Below are 20,864 nucleotides of genomic sequence, written 5' to 3' on the forward strand. Positions count from 1 at the left end.
TTGACTGTTTCCATTCTACCAACTTCGTGGTCTGTATGCGGAAGAAGGATCCTGACTGATGAACCGATTTCATCCAGCTAACATATTTCTGGGGTTGAGTGGAAATCACAGAAAATGGTGAAGACCCGTTTTTATTTAATCATAACATTGATGAACGATGCGTGTCACTCCTTTAATGTCGGCTGTCATTCCTTCTTTTTCTATCTTCCAACGGTTTTTTGATGTGTTCTGCTAATGTTGAGCTGTCAATCGCTCGTCGGACGGCGGTTTCAATGATAATATACAGCATGAATGTAGAAAAGAAGATTGAAAAGATCAACCATCCCCAAGAATAGGACATTGTGCTTTCCTCTATCTCTTTCGATATTGTCTGTTTATTTCCTCATATTTCTTTTGTTTTTCCTATCAAAATTTGTTGCTTTTATAGTAATATAGAAGTGAAAGTGATTGAATCTGAGCGAGGGGGATGGGCATTGAAAAAACGGAAGAAATACGCGGCAGCGAGCGTGGCGTTGGCGTTGGGGCTGCTGGCTCCTTCGTTTGGGCCGACGGCGGTGGGCGCGGAGGATCGGGATGTCGTCAAGCTGCGCATTTTAGAGACGACGGACGTACATATGAATCTCGTCAACTACGATTATTTCAAAGATAGTCCGACGAATGAGTTTGGGTTGTCGAAGACGGCGCGTTTGATCGAGCAGGCGCGCGCTGAGCAGCCGAATACGCTTCTGTTTGACAACGGGGATTTGATTCAAGGAACGCCGCTTGGCGACTATGTGGCCAAAGTGAAGCCGCTGCAAGACGGAGAAGTGCATCCAGCGGTGAAACTGTTGCATTTGTTGAAGTATGATGCGGCGACGGTTGGGAACCATGAGTTCAACTATGGCTTGGATTTCCTCAATGAAGTGTATGACGATGCCAAGCTGCCGATCGTGAATGCGAACGTGTACCGTGACGATCATGACCAAAATCCGGATAACGATGTCAACTATTTCACGCCGTATCAAATTTTAGAGAAAGAAGTCGTTGATGAAGACGGGGAGAAGCATACGCTGAAGATCGGCGTCATCGGCTTTGTGCCGCCGCAAATTATGGATTGGGACAAAGCGAATTTGCAAGGGAAAGTGATTGCGAAAGACATTGTGCAGTCGGCGCAAAAGTATATTCCAAAAATGAAAGCGGAAGGGGCCGATTTGATCGTTGTGCTATCGCACTCGGGCATTGAGACCGGCGGAAACAGCCCGAATATGGAAAACGCATCGTATTATTTAACGCAAATTCCGGGGGTCGACGCCGTGTTGACCGGCCACCAGCATAAAAAATTCCCGGCCCTTCCAGGCACAACACCAGATTTTCCGGACGGAAACGGAATCAACAATGAAACCGGCACGATTAACGGTGTTCCGGTGACGATGCCGGGTTCATGGGGCGATACGCTCGGTGTGATCGACTTGACGGTTGAGCAAGTCGATGGAAAATGGAAAGTGACGCAAGCGAAAGCCCAACTCCGTCCAGTGTATGACAAGGCGACGAAAACGCCGTTGGTTAACAGCGATTCGGCCGTCGAGCAGGCCATTCAGGCGGAGCACGAAGCGACGATCCAGTATGTCCGCAGCCCGGTTGGAAAAACTACGAGCCCGATCAACAGCTATTTTGCGCTTATCAAAGACGATCCGTCCGTGCAAATCGTCACGAATGCGCAAAAATGGTATGTCGAAAAGATGTTGAAAGGGACGAAATATGAAGGCCTTCCGGTGCTGTCGGCCGGCGCTCCGTTCAAAGCCGGCGGACGCGGCGGGGCGAGCTACTATACCGACATCCCGGCAGGGGAAATCGCCATTAAAAACGTTGCTGATTTGTACTTGTATCCGAACACGGTGTATGCGCTGAAAATTACGGGAGCCGAGTTGAAAGAATGGCTTGAGTGGTCGGCGGGGCAATTCAACCAAATCGACCCGAACAAGACAGACGTTCAGCCGCTTGTGAACAACGACTTCCCGACGTACAACTTCGACATTATTGATGGAGTGACGTACGAGATCGATGTCACCGAGCCGGCGAAATACGACAAAAACCAAAATGTGATCAATCCGAACGCGAGTCGGATTAAAAACTTGAAATTCGAAGGCAAGCCAGTGACGCCGAACATGGAATTTATCGTCGCAACGAACAACTATCGGGCGACGACAAACCGGATCATCAATCCGGGCGGGAAAAACACGATTTTGGCTGCGCCGGATGAAAACCGGCAAGTGATCATCGATTACATTCGGGAAAACGGAACGATCAACCCGTCGGCGGATGGCAACTGGCGGTTTGCGCCAGTGAAAGGGAAAGCGCCGGTGACCGTCACGTTTGAATCGTCGCCGGAAGCGCAAAAATACTTGCCGCAAGACGGCAGCATCCGCTATGTCGCCACCTTGCCGAGTGGATTTGCCCAATATGAATTTGCCTTGCCGCTTTGGAAGGAAGAAAAGCCCAACCCGCCCAAGCAGCCCGAGAAGCCAACCACTCCTCCAGGCCAAGTGAAAAAAGTGTACTGGGATGGCGTGGAGTTGAAAAAAGGGCAAATCGGCCGCTTGACGGTGCAAAAGCCGATCAATCTATGGAAACGGACGAAGGATGGGCGCCTTGTGTTCGTCCGCATCTTAAAGCCTGGGGAAGTGTACCGCGTCTACGGGTATGACGCGCGCTTCGGCGGGCAGTACGCGGTCGGCGGCGGGTATTACGTGACCGACATCGACACGCACATCCGCTATGAAACGCCGTCAAAGGAGAAGTTGAAGCAAGCAAATGGATGATAACATCAAACACGGCCTTGTGCCGCCATTCATGGCGGGCAAGGCCGTGTTTTTTGTCTCAATGATAGAGCGGAATATCTTTACAACGCGATCGCAGGCATCAAGGCCATGCCACCAACCGTGGTTCGGTCCAACGGACGAATTCACCAGTCCACGGTCGGGTTGTGATCGGCCGAGCGATGGTAGAAACGGTCGTTTTTCTAGGAACCCAAACCGAAACCGAACCGCCATTGACTTTGAATTCCCCCCATCCATCACTGTTGATGGTGACGGTGTCACTCCGGTTGCCGGTAAGGTCATAGAACACTTTTCCAGCGTGTTGTTTGCCAACGTACATCCATTTGCTTCCTCCCGGCCCATCGGTGATCAGTGCGGCCAGTCCGGATCCTGGTTTTTCAGTGACCCCTTCCCTTGTCCACCCGATGATGTCGGAGTGATCAAGATAATCATGTTGCGTTCCGTAAGCATAATCCCTGCGCGCGATGAGGAGCGGATCGATTTTGCTTTTCAGCGAAGGAATGTTATATTGTGGAATGCCATAATAGTCACCATAAAAGACGCACGGGTATCCTTCCTGCCGAGTTAGAATAAAGGCGTAAGCCAACGGTTTGAACCATGGGTCGACCCATGACTGCAGCGCTTGGCCGGGTTCGGTGTCATGATTATCAACGAAGGTGACGGCCAATGTCGGTTGATCTTTCATGAGAGTATTGGTCATTAACGTGCGCATATCAAATGCGCCCCCTGATTTGGAAGCGGTATAAAATTTGTTGTGTAACGGGGCATCAAACAAAGACATCGTTCCGTCTGTTTTCGTAATGTAATTGTGCAACTTGTTGATGTCATAGCTCCAATATTCCCCGACGGTAAATAGCGGCTTGCCAGTCTGAGAACGCACATACGACAACCAATCAGGAAAAAAACTGAACTTAATATGCTTGACGGCATCAAGCCGGAACCCATCAATGTTCGTTGTGTTGACATACCATTTCCCCCAGTTTTTCAGCTCGGTCACGACTTCGGGATGATCCATATCAAGGTCGGCATACATTAAGTAGTCATAGTTTCCGTTTTCCGTGTCTACTTCCCAATCCCACGCTTTGCCGATGCCGCGGAATTTGTAAATGCGGCTCAATTTTCGGCTTTCGTCCCAATCAACGCCGTCAAAATGGTACCAGCGCCACTTAAAGCTGGAGTAGGTGTTGCCCCGCCCGGGAAAATCAAATTTCGTCCATGCTTGGATTTGATAGGTGCCCGAGATTTCTTGGTTGCGGTCGGACGGATTGACTTCGACGGCGTCCACCCATTCCGTGCCGTCAGCGCCGCCTTTATGGTCGAACACGACATCGGCGTACACTTGCATTCCAGCGGCGTGGGCGGCTTGAATGGCTTGAAGATATTGAGCTTTTGTTCCGTATTTTGTGCGGACGGTCCCTTTTTGATTGAATTCGCCGAGGTCATACAAGTCGTATACTCCGTACCCTACGTCGCTGCGGCTTGTTCCTTTGTAAGCGGGCGGCAGCCAAAGAGCGGTGATGCCAAGGCTGGATAAGTTGTTGGCTTCATTGGCCACTTTGGTCCATAACGTGCCATCATCCGGCAAGTACCATTCAAAATACTGCATCATGGTGCCGTTAAACGGTGCGGCAGCCTTGGCGGGCTGTCCTGTTGGGCAGAACAGCGAGGCAGTGAGCAAAAACGCGAGCAGGAACATCCATCCTTTTCGAATGATGCGGTGAAACGTTAGCACAATGCCCTTCCCCCCTTAATCAAATGTTACATTCGACGGTTTGGCTTCCAAAAAATTAAGGGAAACGATTGCATAAAAAGAGTAAAAAGGGAGCAAACCCTCGAACGTTTACGTCTATTATAATTTTTATTTGTAATCGTTTTCAATATCGAATTTAAACAATTTTGAGTTTGACATGAATCGAAAATAGAACAACGGAACGATTCGTTTTTCAACATGGGGAAAATATAGTTGAAATATTCTGTTTATTCGTATAAGATAAAGATTGATGAAATCGTTTGCATCAACCATTTTGTGCAAACGATTGCACAAAGAATATAAAAAGGAAAGGAGAGAAGGAAGTTGGCCAAACAAAGGAGAAGGGAGCGGGGGATGATCAAGAGGGCAAGGAGAATGCTATCATTGGTTTTGGCATCGGTGTTGTTGCTGGCATTGACTCCTTTCCAAGCGGTTGCCGCTGCGAACGAGGCAGGAAGTTCTAGCGCTCTAGGGAATGGAGCGCATCGGTGGACGGCCGAATCCACGGCCTCGCAACCACGGACGATCACGCTAGTCGGCAATTTGCAAGATGAGTTGGGCCATACGGCGGAATGGGATCCGGGGGCATTGGCGACGAGGATGCATGATGAAGGGAATGGGCTTTATACATTCACCGGGACGCTGCCAGCCGGGACCTATGAGTACAAAATTGCGGTCAACGGCAGCTGGGATGAAAATTACGGCGCCGGCGGCCGCAATGGCGCAAATCTGGTGTTGAAGCTGGATCGGCAAACCGAGGTGACGTTTTATTACCATGACCGGACGCATGCGATCGCGGATTCGACATGGTATACGGCGATTGCGAAGGAGAAACAGCCGCGTCTTGTCGGGACGGTGCTGCCGGCCATCGGCTATGAGGGGGAGAGCAACGGATGGACTCCGGGGACATCGACGGCGCTGTTGACCGATGATGATTTTGACTCGGTGTACACGTTTACGGCGCAGGTGCCGAAAGGATCGTATGAATATAAAATTGTCCTCGGAAACAATTGGAATGAGAGCTACCCACAAGAGAATGCACGCTTAAATGTTTTGGAAACGACGATCATTACATTCTTCTTCAATGCGAAAACAAAAGAGGTGTACACCGACTACAACCCCAATGGCTCTGACGGTGTTGTTCAGAAAGACCGATTAAAACACAATACATGGGATACGCTGTACCGCCAGCCGTTTGGTGCGGTGAAAGCGGGAACGAAGGTGACGCTTCGTCTGGCGGCGAAAAAAGGGGATTTGACGAAGGCGGATGTGTATGTGAAAAATGCGACGACCGGAACCGCCAAAGTGTACACGATGGAAAAAGCTGGGGTGATCGGCGATGATGAATATTGGGAAGCTTCGTTTACCCCTGATGTCCGGGGAGTGTATGGCTATAAATTTATCGCGGTAGATGCAGGAACGAAAGCGGAGTACGGGGAGGACACGCAGGAAGGGCAATGGGGAAAAGCGGTCGACAAAAGTGCCGAGCTGTTCCAGCTGACCGTTTATGATCCGAATTACAAAACACCTGATTGGATGAAAGAAGCGGTTGTGTATCAAATTTTCCCGGATCGATTTTTTAATGGGAACCAAGCGAATGATCGCGCGAAACAAAATGCGCGCGGGGCGCAGCCGATTGAGCATCGCGATTGGTTCGATTTGCCCGATAATCCGCGCCTTGTCGGGACGAGCGGCTACGATGGCGACGGCGAATGGTCGAATGACTTTTTCGGCGGCGATATCGCCGGAATTGAGCAAAAGTTGGATTATTTGCAGTCGCTTGGGGTGAACACGATTTACTTAAATCCGATCGCCAATGCGCCATCGAACCATAAATATGATGCGAGCAATTACAAAGAGTTGGATCCGATGTTCGGTTCCCCGGAAGAATTCCAATCGTTTGTGCAGGCGCTTGCGAACCGGAGAATGCATCTCATCTTAGACGGGGTGTTCAACCACGTATCCGACGATTCAATTTACTTTGACCGCTACCACCGCTATCCGACCGTCGGCGCGTATGAATATTGGGAAGCGGTTTACGATTTGATGAATGAAAAAGGATTGAGCGAGGAAGAAGCGCGGAAACAAGCGGAGGAGAAGTTCAAACAAGAGGGACAGACGTTCAGCCCGTATGGATTTCACCTTTGGTTCAATATTGAAAACAAAAAAGTCGATGGCCATTATCAATACCAATCATGGTGGGGCTATGACAGTCTGCCAGAGTTTAAGTCGGTGACGGGGGAAAAAGTGCCCTATGCGAGCGAGTTGAACAACGATGCGCTCGCGAATTACATTTTCCGTGAAGCGGACTCGGTGGCGAAAAGCTGGATTGCCCGCGGCGCCTCCGGCTGGCGGTTGGATGTGGCCAATGAGGTGGATCCGGCGTTTTGGCGCGAGTTTCGCCAAGAATTGCTTCAAGGGTCGTACGACCGCGGTCCGACGCTGAAAGACGGGGAACAGCCGCTCATTTTAGGGGAAATTTGGGATGACGCATCGAAATATTTTCTAGGCGACCAGTACGATTCCGTGATGAACTACCGGTTCCGCGGGGCGGTGCTTGACTTTTTGAAAAACGGAAATGCGGAAGAGGCGGACAAGCGGCTGACAGCCATAAGGGAAGACTACCCAAGTGAAGCGTTTTATGCGCTGATGAACTTAATTGGTTCGCATGACACGGCGCGGGCGGTCTTTCTGCTTGGGAACGGAACGGATTCATCCGAGCGGGCGGAGCTGGATCCGAATTATCGTGAGGAGCTAGGGAAAAAGCGGCTCAAGCTGGCGGTGATTTTGCAGATGGGATACCCGGGAGCGCCGACGATTTATTACGGCGATGAAGCGGGAGTAACAGGCTCAAAAGATCCGGACAACCGCCGCACGTATCCGTGGGGCAAAGAAGATCAAAATCTGTTGGCCCATTATCAGAAAGTGGGGCACATTCGCCAGCTCCATCAATCGTTGTTGGCCCATGGCGACATCAAGACGGTGTATGCCAAAGGGGATGTATACGTATTTGCCCGTCAATACGGGCGTGAAGCGGCGCTCATTGCTGTTAACCGCGGCAGTGAGGACAAAACGGTGACGCTTGACGTCGCTTCGTTGCTTCCAAACGGCACCGTGCTGACGGATGAGTTGCATGATGGCGGGAAAGCCACGGTCGCTGGCGGAACGTTGACGGTCACGATTCCGGCCCTGGATGGACGGATGATGTTTGGGACGGTGACGGTGGAAATGCCGGCAGCAGTCAGAAATTTGCAGGCGAGCCCTTCGGATGGCCGTGTCATGTTAACGTGGGAAGGAAATGCGTCGAGATACCGAATTTACGAGTCCACGTTAAGAGGGGCCGGTTATACGATGGTGCAAGAGACGGAAACAACTTCGGCTACGATCGGTTCGTTGACGAACGGAACAGCCTATTACTTTGCCGTTGCGGCGGTCGATGAAAACGGGAATGAATCACCGAAGGTCGAAACGAATCGCGTCGTTCCTCATTACCCGCTGACGAGCGACAATGTCCAGTTCGTGACAACGTTAAGCGATGCCACACTGGATTTGTCAAAGCCGCAGCAAGTGGATGTCCATGTCAACATCGACAATGTGACAAGCAAAGGAGCAGCTGATGGGTTGCAAGCGGTGTTGCAAGTGAAAGGCCCGCATGACGAAACATGGAAAGAATACAGAGCGTCCTACCAAGGACAAGACGGCGACGCCAACGTGTTCCGGGCTTCCTTCACTCCGCTCGCCGCAGGGACGTATACGTATCGTTATGCGCTGACGACCAATCTCGGCGAGGAATGGGTGTATACAGCAGAGAAGCAAGTGACGTTTGCGGCAGACAGCAGCGACCAAATAGCGCCAGCAGACGCCATCGAGCTGCGGCAGCCTGCGGTTGAATCCGGACAAGTGAATTTATCATGGACGTTTGTTGGGAAAAAAGATGGAGATGCTTATTTGTTAGCCATCGAGCGCAACGGTGATATCGTGCATACAACCACTTCGATCGGCGATTCATTTACAGACTACGATGTCGAAAACGGCACCGAGTACACGTATGTTGTCAAGTTGTATGACCGCGCCGGCAATGTTGTGGAGTCGAACACGGTCAAGGTGACGCCGGACATTGTGATGGTGAAGGTGATTTTTAAAGTGAAAGCGCCGGATTATACGCCGCTCGATGCCCGCATTACGATTCCGAACAGTCTGAACGGCTGGAACACAGGAGCGTGGGAGATGTCGCGCAACGGTGCGGTGACGCCCGATTGGCAATTTACCGTCGAGGTGCAGGAAGGGGAAACGATCACCTATAAGTATGTGAAAGGCGGATCGTGGGATCAAGAGGGGTTGGCCGACCATACGCGTGAGGACGACAACGATGATGACGTGAGCTACTACGGCTATGGGACGACTGGCACCGACTTGAAAGTGACGGTCCACAATGAAGGAAACAATACGATGATTGTGCAAGACCGCATTTTGCGTTGGATCGATATGCCAGTCGTCATCGAAGAGGTGCAAAAACAAGGGAGTCAAGTGACGATCAAGGGCAATGCCATTAAAAATGGCGTTTTGACGATCAACGGTGAGCGGGTGCCGATTGATGGCCGGATGGCATTCTCGTACACGTTTGCGCCGGCCAGCCATCAAAAAGAAGTGTCGATTCATATTGAACCATCGGCTGAAAGCAAAACAGCCATTTTCAACAACGACGGCGGAGCGATTGCGAAAAACACGAAAGATTATGTGCTGAATTTAGAAACGAAGCAATTGAGCGAAGGGAAGTTGACAACGCCGCCAAGCAACGGCGATTCTCCGGGAAGCGAAACGCCGTCCCATGACGGAGGGGCAACACCAGGCAACGGCACCTCTCCGGGCAGCGGTGGTCCATCGGATGGCGCATCCCCTGGGGGGAGCGTTCCGCCGGGCGGCACAGCTCCACCGGGAAACGAAGCGCCTCCATCCAGACCGCCGCAAAAACCGTCTCCATCGAAACCAAAAGAGAAACCGAGAAAGCCAACCACTCCTCCAGGCCAAGTGAAAAAAGTGTACTGGGATGGCGTGGAGTTGAAAAAAGGGCAAATCGGCCGCTTGACGGTGCAAAAGCCGATCAATCTATGGAAACGGACGAAGGATGGGCGCCTTGTGTTCGTCCGCATCTTACAGCCTGGGGAAGTGTACCGCGTCTACGGGTATGACGCGCGCTTCGGCGGGCAGTACGCGGTCGGCGGCGGGTATTACGTGACCGACATCGACACGCACATCCGCTACGAAACGCCGTCAAAGGAGAAGTTGAAGTTGGTGAATGGGGAGTAAGCAAGAAAGCGAGGCTGTCCGAATGAATGGGGCAGCCTCGCTTTTTGCACGTTATTGTTCACTCGTGACCGTAACCGCCAACCCGTCCGCATCATAGGAAAGGGCAATCACAAGGCCGTCTTTGTGAAATGCGAGTGCAGGCGGGTAGCCTTGGCCAGAATTGGACTGTTCATACTGGTTTCCAAATAGCGTGATGAGCTGTTGTTTCAAATTGTTATAAATCGCTGTGAGCTGATCTTTTGTATACTCCTGGCCGGCATCGAACGAGTAGCCGTAGAAGGCAAGCTTTCCGTTCTCAAATCCATAGACGAGCAGCGTATGATATCCGAAAAGAGAAGTCGAATAGACCCAGGCTTGGCCGCCGTCTATATTTTCTTGTAGGATAAATTTTGCGGTTTCCAACTTCTTGACTTGAGAAGTGGACATGCCGAGTTTTACTCCACGGAACAGCTGTTCCATTTTAACTTGATTGAGTTTTGCTTTGGAAGGAGTTTCGTATTTTACCCGGGCATCGCGATCGACATAATATCCGCCGCCTAAACCTAACATGCCAGGTTTAAACGTGTAAATGCGATAGACTCCGCCGGCTTTTAACGTTTTTATGTAAACTTTCTTCTCTCCTTGTAACTTATAAAGCTCGGTATCTTTCAAAACAGTTAATTTGCCGATCTGTCCCTGCACCAATTCCATGCCATTCCACCAAACTTTTGCTTGCGCATCGTGGGCGTGAAATGGCGACAGAAGGATTCCGGCGCTTAGCGCTGAGACTGCTAGAAATTTTTTCATGATCTTCATAAAGTATGCTCCTCTCTCACGAAAATGGAAGAATAATATGATCCATTTTAACCTATATTTCGCCCCTTAGCCAAGTGGGTGCGAAGCTTGTTTGACGAAATTTCGACATTTGCACAGCCAAAGCGGCCTCTTTTTCGTTGAAATCATTCTTTTTTCTCTTTTCTTTTGATGGAAAGACCTCTATGATGAAAGAAAAAGAGAAAGGAAGGAGCGGGCGGAAGTGAGGAAATGGGTGCAGGCGGTGGCAATCGGAATGCTGTTGGCTGCGGCCGGATGGCTTTGGATGCCGAGTTCATCAATGGTCAAGGCGGAGGATTGCGAGGAGCTTGTCGGAACGGAAAAAGTGTGGTGGGACGGCGTTGAACTGAAGCCCGGGCAAATCGGCCGGTTGACGGTCACAGCGCCGACAGAGCTATGGTTGTCGAACAAAGCAGTGAAGACGCTGCCAAGCGGCGCGGTGTATCGCGTGTACGCGCTAGGCGGCGGGTATTTCGAGGTCGGCCGAGGATATGCGATTAAGAACGATGCCCGCGTCCGCTATGAAACGCCGTCAAAAGAGAAATTGGCCGCTGCTTTATGCGTGCAGCAGGCGAAGGCAAACATGGCGGATGTCACGATGAACGGGGTGGCGATCGGCGACTCGCGCGCGAAGGTCGAAGCGATGTACGGCAAGGCGAAGCGGAAGACGAAAAACGCCTACGGCCTATATTGGGAGGCGTATGATCAAGGCGGTTACAAAAACTTTTTGATGGTGAGCTATGACCGTGATCGGGTGGCGGCGATGTACACGAATCAGCCGATTGTCCAAACGAAAAAAGGAACGGGCATCGGAACGGCGAAAACGGTGGTGGAAGCGCGCTACGGCCGGCCGCTTGCGGTGATTCAAAAAAAAGATGGCCTTTACAGCATCCAAAATGATGAATATGATACGTATCTTGTCAACGGCCGCTACGTCACCTTCTTTTATGACCGGTACAACAACAACCGGGTGGATGGCGTACTTGTCGTCAATCGGGCGCTCGAGTATGAAAAGCCCGGGTTTTACGGAACGGCGACGGAGGAGCTGCGCACGGCCTATGAATATCAAATTTTTGATTTAGCAAACGCGGCGCGCCGCTTGCACGGGCTTCCGGCGCTCGCGTGGGATGCGAAGGCGGCGGCGGCCGCCCGTGAACATAGCGAAGATATGGCGGTCCATCACTACTTCTCTCATACGAACTTGCAAGGCCTGTCGCCGTTTGACCGCCTGAAGCGCCATGGCATCGCTTATCGCGTGGCGGGAGAGAACATCGCCTACGGACAATACGATGCGATTTTTGTCCATGAAGCGTGGATGCACTCGCTCGGTCATCGGCAAAACCTTTTATATCCGGACTTTACCCGCCTCGGCGTTGGGGTGGCGTTCAATTCATTTCATCAACCCTACTACTCTCAAGAGTTTTATACTCCGTGACCGCGGATGATGTTTTCGCTTCTACAGAGCGTCCCAACCTTGCTGGGACGTTCTTTTTTTTTTTTGACTAAATAAATGGAAAAGGGTTCCCCTTTTTGTAGAAGTTTGTCGTATAATAGAATCAGTGTCAACAAAATGATAGAAAGAGAGGAAAATAGGACCAGTGGGAAAAGCGAAGAACATCATCCGCATTGGGATCGGGGCGGTGTTGGCCGCATGGACGGCGCTGCAGGCGGCAGAAGCGGATGCCGGAGCGAATGTCGTCTACTGGGAAGGCATGCGCCTCGTGCAGGGGCAGATTGGAAAATTGGAGATCGTGAAACCGATTAACCTATGGAAACGGGAAAACGGGGCGCTGACGTTTGTCCGCGTGTTGCAGCCTGGAGAACAGTACCGGGTGTATTCGTATGACGAGGCGTTTGGCGGCCAATACGGGGTTGGCGGTGGATATTACGTCACCAATATCAAAGGGCATGTCGTGTATAAAACGCCGTCAAAGGAGAAGCTGAAGCTTGTCAATCCTGGGCGGTACGGAGCGAAACAACTGGCGGTCGGCACGGTGGTAAAGGAGGTGTCGACGCGCATCGCCTCCGGGGTGGAAAAAGAGGAAATGGAAATCGTCGGAACGCGCGGCAAGCAGCATGTGTACAAGCTTGACATCGATACGTCGAATGAGAGGCTGGTCATTGAGACGGCGCTGTCCAATGATCAAGTGCTTGGCATTGAACCGGTGCTTGAGCAGGCAAAACGGTACGATGGCCGCGACGGAACCGTGCTGGCGGCGGTGAACGGCGATTATTTCAAACAGGATGGTTCGCCGACCGATTTGATGGTGCACCGTGGGGAAATTGTGATAACAAATACGACGCCGGCGGCGGAACGGACGATTTTTGGCATCAGCGCTGATGGGAAGCCGATGATTGGAAACCCAGATGTTCAAATTGGCGTTCGAATTGGACAAGGAAGCTCATATCCCGTCGATGGCATCAACAAGCCGCGGCGCGCTCATCAGTTGATTTTGTACACCCCGTATTTCGCTGCTTCCACGAAAACGAACGCTCTTGGGACGGAAGTCGTGCTGACAAATGTACAAGGGGTGTTGAACGGGAATGGAACGGTCACCGGAACGGTGAAGAAAGTTGTAGTCGGTCAAGGCGATGAACCGCTCCAGCCTGGAGAGCTCGTGTTGTCGGGCCATGGCCGGGCGAGCGACTATTTGCGGCAGGCGAAAGAAGGGGATGCGGTGGAAATTTCCCTTCAGTATGACCAGCCCGAATGGAGTGGGGTGAAAGAAGCGCTCGGCGGCCGATACCGGTTGGTGGCGGATGGAAAAGTGCAGCCGTTTTCGATTGAAGGAGTCCATCCGCGTACAGCCGTCGGCATTGACAAGAACGGAAATGTCATGCTCGTCGTTGTCGATGGCCGCCAGCCTGCCCATAGCCAAGGAATGACATTGAATGAGCTGGCCAAGCTGATGTATGAGCTTGGCGCCGTCGATGCGATGACGCTCGATGGCGGCGGTTCTTCGACATTTGTCGTCCGCCAGCCAAACGGGCAGCTCAAAGTCGAAAACAAACCGTCTGATGGATTTGCGCGTCCGGTAGCGAATGCGCTTCTTGTTGTGTACAAAGAGACGCAAGAGAACGGGGAAAGCGAAGAAGTGCTTGATGATTTTGAGGCCGAGTCGAAGTGGAATGCATCGGGCGTCAACTATGTGGGGGCTGCGGTCGAGCGGACGACAGAAAAGGTGAGAGAAGGAAAGCAGGCGCTGAAAATTTCATACGATTTCCGCGGGATGCCAGGGACATCCGGCGTCTATGCTAGTCGGGAGAAAGCGATTTGGATTTCGAAACGGCCGCAAGCGATTGGCATGTGGGTGTATGGAGACGGAAGCGGCCATTGGCTGCGCGCCCAGCTGCAGGATGGAAGCGGGCGCCGCATTTGGATCGATTTTGCCCGCCATGTCGATTGGATCGGTTGGAAATATGTCGAAGCCGCTGTGCCCAGCGATGTCGCGCTTCCGCTCATGCTGGAGATGCCGGTGCGTTATATGGAAACGGATATCGGACGGAAAAACGCCGGAGCGATTTACATCGACGGCCTTCGCGCCATCTTCCGCTGATGGGCGCGCCTCCCCTGCTTGCCTAGAAGAGGGAATGAACAAGGGATGTTGCTCACTAATCGAGAAAGTCCTTGCATGCTGTTCTTCTAGGCATTTGCATTTCTCTGAAAAGTATTGTATATATTAGAAAATGGGCGGATAGGCAAACCACAAGGGAGGCAAAAGTTTGACGATGGACGAGCAAACATTGTTGGAGCAGTTGCGGAAAAATCCGCCGAAGCTGGTCGGAGGATATAAAAAACAAGGATGGGCGATCAAAGTGTTGGAGCGAATCGCCAATCCGGATGTGGAAGACGAAGGGGACGGCCGGGTGACGGCCAAAGCGGTGCTGTGGGCGCAAGACGGCACGTATTACCCGGCTTTTTTGACAATTGACCTCAATCAACAAGGAAGAGTCGTCGGCGTCTATTTTATCGCTGAAAACAAGGAGCAGTTCGATTTGATTCCGTTCGAATGGGCGAAAGAGTTTCTTGGCAAGCCAGAGCAGGAAATCGTTCCGTTTCGCTACCGGACGCTGAGCAAAATCGACGGCGACAAGCAGCAAACTCATTGGCCGGACTTTCGTTGATCAAGGCTGGCTCTGACAGTCAAAAAGGTGGCTGAAGAGTCGGCCTTATTTTATGCTTTGAAGGGCTTAAGTTCGATTTTTTTCAGAACATATTTTCATTTTGTGTCTTTTCCAGTAAAATTGAAATACATGTTTACTATTTTCATAGATAGCAGGTGAAAGTGTGAGGAGAAAACGGAGAAAAGCATTTTCCATCATCGGATGGCTGGCGGTGTTTTGGTTGTCGTTTTCGCTGTTGGCTGTTCAGGCGGAAGCGGCCCCGTTCCCAAGTGTGGAGAGGCTTGAACAGCATGCCGCCCAGCTTGAGCGGGCGATGAAAGCGGATCAATGGTCCAAGCCGTACCGTCTCTTCAACCAAGTCAAACGCGATTATGAGGCGGCAAAAAAAGAAGTGGCGCGCGTGCGTCCACAAACGGCAAGGGCGCAGTTGGAAAAACGGATCGCGGCCGGAGAACAGACGATGAAAAAGGCTTCCGCCTATATCAGCGCGGTCGAAAGCGGGGAGCGATTGCGCACCTTGACGGCCAACGTCGACCGGGCGCTGCGGACGGGGGATGTGGATGTTGTGTACGATTCCTATGGTCCGCTGGAATATCAAATGCGCAAAACAGCGATTCTCATCGGCCGCGTTCCGGGAGCGTCGCTGCGCGAAAAGATGGAAGGATGGTTTCAACGCCCGGCTTTGTCTGTCAAGCTGCGTGCCTATTATCCCATCAATATTATGAAAGCCATGGACAAGCTGCTTGATGCGTATGATGAAGGGGATATCGCGCGGGCGGAGCGGTTGCTGTCGCTTTGCGACCGGTGGCTGCCAAACGTGGTGGATGCGGCGACGCGCAAGCAGCTGGCGGTGTATATCGATGATTTTAAAGCGCCGGTTGTCTTAGATGTCGATATCGAATAAACCGGCGCATGTCGGGAGAGGAGAGACGGATATGAATGTGATTCAGCGATGGGCGGCGGCTCTTATGTTGCTTGCGGCTTCATTTTCGGTTTGGAGTCCGCCGGCGGAGGCGGCGGCGGCTCCGGCGTCAACGAAGGTGCTCGAAGAAGTGCGGGAGTTGGTTCGTCAGTATTATGTTGAACCCGTAAGCGATCGAGTGTTGAAAGCCAGCACCCCGCAAGATATTGTCAAACAGCTTGACCCGTATTCTGCCTATATGACAAAGGAAGAATACGAGGAATTTTTGAAGTGGATCGATATGGAGTCTGTCGGCATCGGCGTGATGATTGAGGAAGATGAGGACGGCGTCCACATCATGTCTGTCTTGGACAATGGGCCAGCCGCCCGCGCCGGACTGCAGCCGGGCGATGTGATTCAGGCTGTTGACGGGCAGCCGGTAACGAATGAGACAATGGAAAAAGTATTGAGCTTGATTGCAGGGGAAGAAGGAACGACGGTGGCCGTAACCGTTTGGCGGCCGTCGACCGAGGAAACCGTCAGCGTCACCATCAAGCGGGAAAAAATCGACTGGCCGAACGTTGAGTTCAAACGGCTGGCAGGGAATATCGGCTATATTCAGCTATATAGTTTTGATGAGACAGCGCCCGGTGAGATCGAACGCGCCATCCGCTCGTTAAGCGGGGTGAAAGGGTGGATTTTTGACCTCCGCGACAATCCGGGGGGATATGTGGAAACGGCGCAGAAAATCGCTGGCTTTTTCCCGAATGTGAAACAGGCGTTTCAGTTGCGCGACCGTTCGAATCACCCAGAAGTGTATGCCGCTGTCAAACAGCCGGTGCAAATGACGGGACCGATCCGGCTGCTTGTCAACGCGTCGAGCGCGAGTGCGTCGGAAATGTTGGCGGCGGCGGTGAAGGAGCAAAAGGCGGCCGTTTTGTATGGGCAACGGACGTTTGGCAAAGGATCGATGCAGGAAATGTTTGAGCTGTCGGACGGCAGCATGTTGAAGTTGACCGTCGCCCACTTTTTCTCGCCAAAAGGGACGCCGATTCATCACGTTGGGGTGAAGCCGGATGTGCCGACGGTCGTTGGGAAAGAGCTGTATGCCGCTCACCGCGATTTGCTGATTGGGCAGCTGAAAGGGTATCAGTCGCTCGGCAAGCTGCGCAATGCGCCGGTCGATAAGACGTTTGTCGTCCGCTTCTCTCGTCCGCTCGCCAATACCGCGGTAAGCGGAGTAAAATTGTATCAATTAGGTGGACAGGAAGTAGCGGTGACGGCGCAAATCCGCCGGGGGACGGAGCTTTTGATCAAACCGGCAGCGAAGCTGGCCAAAGGGCAGAGCTATTTGTTGGTCATTCCGCCGGTGTTAAAAAGCAAAGACGGCGTAGCGATGAAAAAAGGCGCTTACATGGAGATTCAAACCGCTGCTTCTACGAAATAAGGCTCTCCCATCGAGATGCGTTGGATAGCCGTCTGCTCTTGATGGTGCAAAGTTCGGCTGCTTCGACTAAGGCGCGGCCGACAGCGGGAGCGCGGTCGTTTTGAACGGAACGATGCAAAGAAAGCTGGCCTCCATCGGTCGTTTGGCGACCATGGGGGCCAGCTTTTTGCAGGTTACTCGTCGCTTGACGGCGTTTCTTGCTTTTCGCTCTGTGCCGGGGAGGATGGGATTGTCACCTTCCAGGACGTCCAATCCGGTTCTGCTTTGTGCAGCAATTCCGGTGGGAAGAGGAACGTCCATGGTTTGCTGGTGTGGGCTTTCACTTCCAGATGGCAGGGAAATAATCCGCGGGCGACGATGTCGCCAGCATGATCCCGCACTTCAAGCGGGATTTGTTCAAAATGGATATGTTTGTCGCTGCCGTTGCGAATGAGCAACGTGACGCCTAGTTCACCGGAAGGCAGCTGTTTCGCTTCAATGCCCATGAAGTTCACCTCTCCGGGAGCGGGAGGCGGAACCGAGTCAACGAGGGCTTGCAGATGTTGGCGCTGCTTGGCCGACAGCGCCTGCTCCCAGCTTTCCTCTAGGTCGAGCCGATGCCGCGGTGTCAGTTCAAAGGCGATCTTCCATCCATCTGCAGGCAACTGATCGACGAGCTTGTCCTCGGCGGCGAACAAAAACCGCCACGGGCGGGCCGTCATCGGCGGCAGTTCGCCGAAAGGGCTCATATCAAACTCTTTGCGGGCGATCGCCGTGCCATCCTCGTCAAGCAGCAACAGGCGGATTCGTTCAAAGCGAACCGGCTTCGGCAGCGTGTTGCGCAAAATGGCGACAGCGACAAACCCATCGTTGTATTCGACCAGCTTGACGCCGGAAATGGAAATTTGGTTTGGCTGAAGCGGCGGCAGCTGTTCGTGGTAAAAGCGATAGACGTACGTTTCTTCCGGAGACAGCTGCCAGTCCGGATGAAACGACAGCGTCGTTTTCGTTCCGACCTCCGGCTGTTTGACATGTTGCGCCGGCAGCTCGGCTTCCGGTTGCGTGCGTTGTTTTCGTCGGAAAATCATAGGGAACCTCCTTTACGAGGCGGCGTGCTGCGCCGCGGTTATGGTTTGTTCGCGGCGGCGGCCGCTTCGTCATCGATGACAAACTGGCTTTTCAAATAGTTCATGGCTGTCGTGCAAATGCCGGCGTCGATCGCTTGCTGCAGCGCGACGAATTCGCGGTAGGCGTCCATTTCAAAGGCGCGGTACGGATCCTCTTGGCCGTAGCTGCGCAAATGAATCCCCTCTTTTAATAAATTCAGTTGATTTAAGTGGCGAATCCAGTGGGCGTCGATTGTTTCAACCATCAAATGCTTAAGCCGCGTGGTTTGTTCTTCGTCGCACGGAAGATCGGCGAGCGCCGCTTCAAGCGATTTGTATTCGTCCCAAACAAGCTGGGCGATTTCTTCTTTTTGCTTATGGCGAAGATCATCAATCGGATAGGCAAACCGGAAAAAGGCACGGCGCAGCTCGTTGTGCAGTCCTTCGATGTTCCACTCTTCAAAAAAGACGTTTTCCGGACAATAACGGTCGATTGTTTGCGTGATATGGCGATGGATGTGCCGAAGGAGCTCGGACAGCACCTCTGCTTGCTTCAGCGCCAAGACGCGATCGCGCATATGGTAGATGACTTTGCTTTGTTGGTCGATCACGGTGTCCAATTTCAATAAATGCAATCGCGCCGAATAATGGGCGTTTTCGATCGTTGTTTGCACTTTTTGGACGAACTTGATCGGGTCGGGCGACACGATGCGCCCGGTTTCATCCGTCTCGACTTTGCTTTTCCATTTTTTCAATTCATCTTGATCATACAAGCGGAATAAATCGTCGTCGAGCGAAATGATAAACTGGGAAGACCCCGGATCCCCTTGGCGTCCTGCCCGGCCGCGCAGCTGCATATCAATGCGATGGCTTTCATGGCGCTCTGTGCCAATGATGTGCAGCCCGCCCAGTTCCTTGACGCCTTCCCCAAGCAAAATATCGGTCCCGCGCCCGGCCATATTGGTGGCGATCATCACTTGCCCTTTTTGCCCGGCGGTCGCGATGATGCGCGCCTCTTCTTCCTCCGTTTTGGCATTGAGCAGGTGGTGAGGGATGCCTGCTTTCGAAAACGCTGCTGACAACCGTTCCGACTGAGCGACCGATGTCGTGCCGATGAGAACAGGGCGGCCGATGGCATTCATTTTTTTCACTTCGTCAATAATTTTCCGTACTTTCGCCTCGTACGTCTGGTAGACGAGGTCGTTCCAGTCGGTGCGTCGGGATGGCCGGTTTGTCGGAATCGTAATAACGCGCAGCCGGTACGTTTGCCAAAATTCTTCTTTCGACGGCGTAGCGCTGCCGGTCATCCCGGCCAGCTTCTCATACATGCGAAAATAGTTTTGGATCGTAATCGTGGCTTGGATGTCGTTTTCTTCGGTGATTTCCACACCTTCTTTCGCTTCAATCGCTTGATGCAGGCCGTCGCTGAACGAGCGTCCTTCCATCACCCGGCCGGTGAACGGGTCAACGATCATCACTTTGCCGTTTTTGACGATGTAATCGACATCCCGCCGCATGATAAACCAAGCGCGCAGCGACTGCATCGCATGATGGAGCAGCACGTGATGCTCCCAGTCGTATAGATTGTCGATGCCAAACGCCCGCTCGATTTTTTGCGCCCCTTCTTCGGTGAGGAAAATTTGTTTCGTCTCCAAAGACCGTTCATACTCTTTTCCTTCTTCAAAGGTGCGGACGATGCGCGCCATAATCGGGAACAATTCGGCTCCGATTCCCGATTTATTGGCGATGATGAGCGGGGTGCGCGCTTCGTCGATTAAAATGCTGTCGATTTCATCGATGATGGCGTAATACAGCGGGCGCTGCACTTTATCTTCGAGGCGGTACACCATGTTGTCGCGCAAATAATCAAAGCCGAACTCGGTGCCGGTGCCGTACGTGATGTCGGCCGCGTACGCTTCTTTTTTCTCGCTGGTCGTCATTTGCGACACATTCAGGCCGACGGTTAAGCCGAGAAAGCGGAACACACGGCCCATTTGTTCGCAGTCCCGGCGCGCCAAATATTCGTTGGCCGTAATAATGTGGACGCCTTTTCCAAGGAGGGCGTGCAAGTAGCTTGGCAAAGTGGCCGCCAACGTCTTTCCTTCCCCGGTCTGCATTTCGGCGATGTTTCCTTCATGCATCGCCAATCCGCCCATCAGTTGCACGTCGTAATGGCGCAGACCGAGCACGCGCCGCGCCGCCTCCCGGACGACGGCAAACGCCTCGGTTTTGATGTCATCGAGCGTCTCGCCGCGTTCGAGCCGTTCTTTGAAGGCAACCGTTTTTTGGCGCAGTTGTTCATCGCTCAGCGAAGAAATGGTTGGTTCCCATTCATTGATTTGCGCCGCCAGCTTGGCAAGACGCTGCACGTCTCGCGCGCTTTCGTCAAATAGTTGCTTTACTTTTGCAAACATATGTCCATTCCTCTCCTAGACAGGCATGATTCACACCAAGTGCTCTAAAACCTAATTATAGCACAAGATGTTTCCTGTGGAGGGAGGATGTAAAATGTGGAATCGTTCGCCGGATTGGCGCTCGAGCTTCTCGCGGCAAGGGAAAAAGAAATTTTCCATCCTTTGGGACAAAAAAGGGGTGTAAAAAAAGATTGATTTACTCATCG

11 protein-coding genes are annotated in these 20,864 nt (G+C 52.3%); 7 read left to right on the forward strand and 4 right to left on the reverse strand.

The features are described from left to right. Window positions 1-473 precede the first annotated feature (473 nt). A complete protein-coding gene (locus ACVBDQ_RS02210; RefSeq protein WP_446663013.1) occupies window positions 474-2,798 on the forward strand; it encodes a bifunctional 2',3'-cyclic-nucleotide 2'-phosphodiesterase/3'-nucleotidase in 2,325 nt (774 codons plus the stop codon). Between the two features lie 100 nt (window positions 2,799-2,898). Here the strand turns inward: ACVBDQ_RS02210 and amyS are convergent, their stop codons facing one another. Next, window positions 2,899-4,548, reverse strand: a complete 1,650-nt coding sequence (gene amyS, locus ACVBDQ_RS02215; RefSeq protein WP_023633617.1) for an alpha-amylase — start codon at window positions 4,546-4,548, stop codon at window positions 2,899-2,901. A 342-nt stretch (window positions 4,549-4,890) separates the two neighbouring features. Here amyS and ACVBDQ_RS02220 point away from each other — a divergent pair, with 342 nt between their 5' ends. After that, window positions 4,891-9,873 carry a pullulanase X25 domain-containing protein gene (locus ACVBDQ_RS02220; protein ID WP_446663014.1) on the forward strand — a complete coding sequence of 1,661 codons (4,983 nt, stop codon included), beginning with the start codon at window positions 4,891-4,893 and terminating at the stop codon, window positions 9,871-9,873. A gap of 51 nt (window positions 9,874-9,924) precedes the next feature. Here ACVBDQ_RS02220 and ACVBDQ_RS02225 read toward each other — a convergent pair whose 3' ends face one another. Beyond that, a complete protein-coding gene (locus ACVBDQ_RS02225) occupies window positions 9,925-10,668 on the reverse strand; it encodes a hypothetical protein (protein WP_446663015.1) in 744 nt (247 codons plus the stop codon). Window positions 10,669-10,888: 220 nt separating this feature from the next. On the opposite strand from ACVBDQ_RS02225, the gene ACVBDQ_RS02230 reads away from it, so the two are divergent. From ACVBDQ_RS02230 to ACVBDQ_RS02250, 5 genes are all read left to right on the forward strand, one after another. After that, window positions 10,889-12,121 carry a CAP domain-containing protein gene (locus ACVBDQ_RS02230; RefSeq protein ID WP_446663016.1) on the forward strand — a complete coding sequence of 411 codons (1,233 nt, stop codon included), beginning with the start codon at window positions 10,889-10,891 and terminating at the stop codon, window positions 12,119-12,121. A gap of 163 nt (window positions 12,122-12,284) precedes the next feature. Then, window positions 12,285-14,243, forward strand: a complete 1,959-nt coding sequence (locus tag ACVBDQ_RS02235; protein WP_446663017.1) for a phosphodiester glycosidase family protein — start codon at window positions 12,285-12,287, stop codon at window positions 14,241-14,243. A gap of 166 nt (window positions 14,244-14,409) precedes the next feature. Beyond that, complete coding sequence (locus ACVBDQ_RS02240) at window positions 14,410-14,811, forward strand: hypothetical protein (RefSeq protein WP_015375879.1); 402 nt, start codon at window positions 14,410-14,412, stop codon at window positions 14,809-14,811. 163 nt (window positions 14,812-14,974) lie between these two features. Next, window positions 14,975-15,715: a hypothetical protein gene (locus ACVBDQ_RS02245; protein WP_023633621.1), complete on the forward strand. Its 741-nt coding sequence runs from the start codon at window positions 14,975-14,977 to the stop codon at window positions 15,713-15,715. A gap of 31 nt (window positions 15,716-15,746) precedes the next feature. Further along, window positions 15,747-17,159, forward strand: a complete 1,413-nt coding sequence (locus ACVBDQ_RS02250) for a S41 family peptidase (RefSeq protein WP_446663018.1) — start codon at window positions 15,747-15,749, stop codon at window positions 17,157-17,159. Window positions 17,160-17,332: 173 nt separating this feature from the next. Here ACVBDQ_RS02250 and ACVBDQ_RS02255 read toward each other — a convergent pair whose 3' ends face one another. Together ACVBDQ_RS02255 and secA2 are read right to left on the reverse strand one after the other, a co-directional pair. After that, window positions 17,333-18,226, reverse strand: a complete 894-nt coding sequence (locus ACVBDQ_RS02255) for an accessory Sec system S-layer assembly protein (protein WP_062898970.1) — start codon at window positions 18,224-18,226, stop codon at window positions 17,333-17,335. A gap of 38 nt (window positions 18,227-18,264) precedes the next feature. Continuing rightward, window positions 18,265-20,658: an accessory Sec system translocase SecA2 gene (gene secA2, locus ACVBDQ_RS02260; protein ID WP_446663019.1), complete on the reverse strand. Its 2,394-nt coding sequence runs from the start codon at window positions 20,656-20,658 to the stop codon at window positions 18,265-18,267. Window positions 20,659-20,864: the final 206 nt, after the last annotated feature.

Source organism: Geobacillus sp. CCR, assembly GCF_052906625.1.

Bases quoted from the DNA above. Each gene is read 5' to 3' on its own strand.
- ACVBDQ_RS02225 (WP_446663015.1), bottom strand. From the start codon at position 10,668: ATGAAGATCATGAAAAAATTTCTAGCAGTCTCAGCGCTAAGCGCCGGA.
- ACVBDQ_RS02250 (WP_446663018.1), top strand. From the start codon at position 15,747: ATGAATGTGATTCAGCGATGGGCGGCGGCTCTTATGTTGCTTGCGGCT.
- ACVBDQ_RS02255 (WP_062898970.1), bottom strand. From the start codon at position 18,226: ATGATTTTCCGACGAAAACAACGCACGCAACCGGAAGCCGAGCTGCCG.
- secA2 (WP_446663019.1), bottom strand. From the start codon at position 20,658: ATGTTTGCAAAAGTAAAGCAACTATTTGACGAAAGCGCGCGAGACGTG.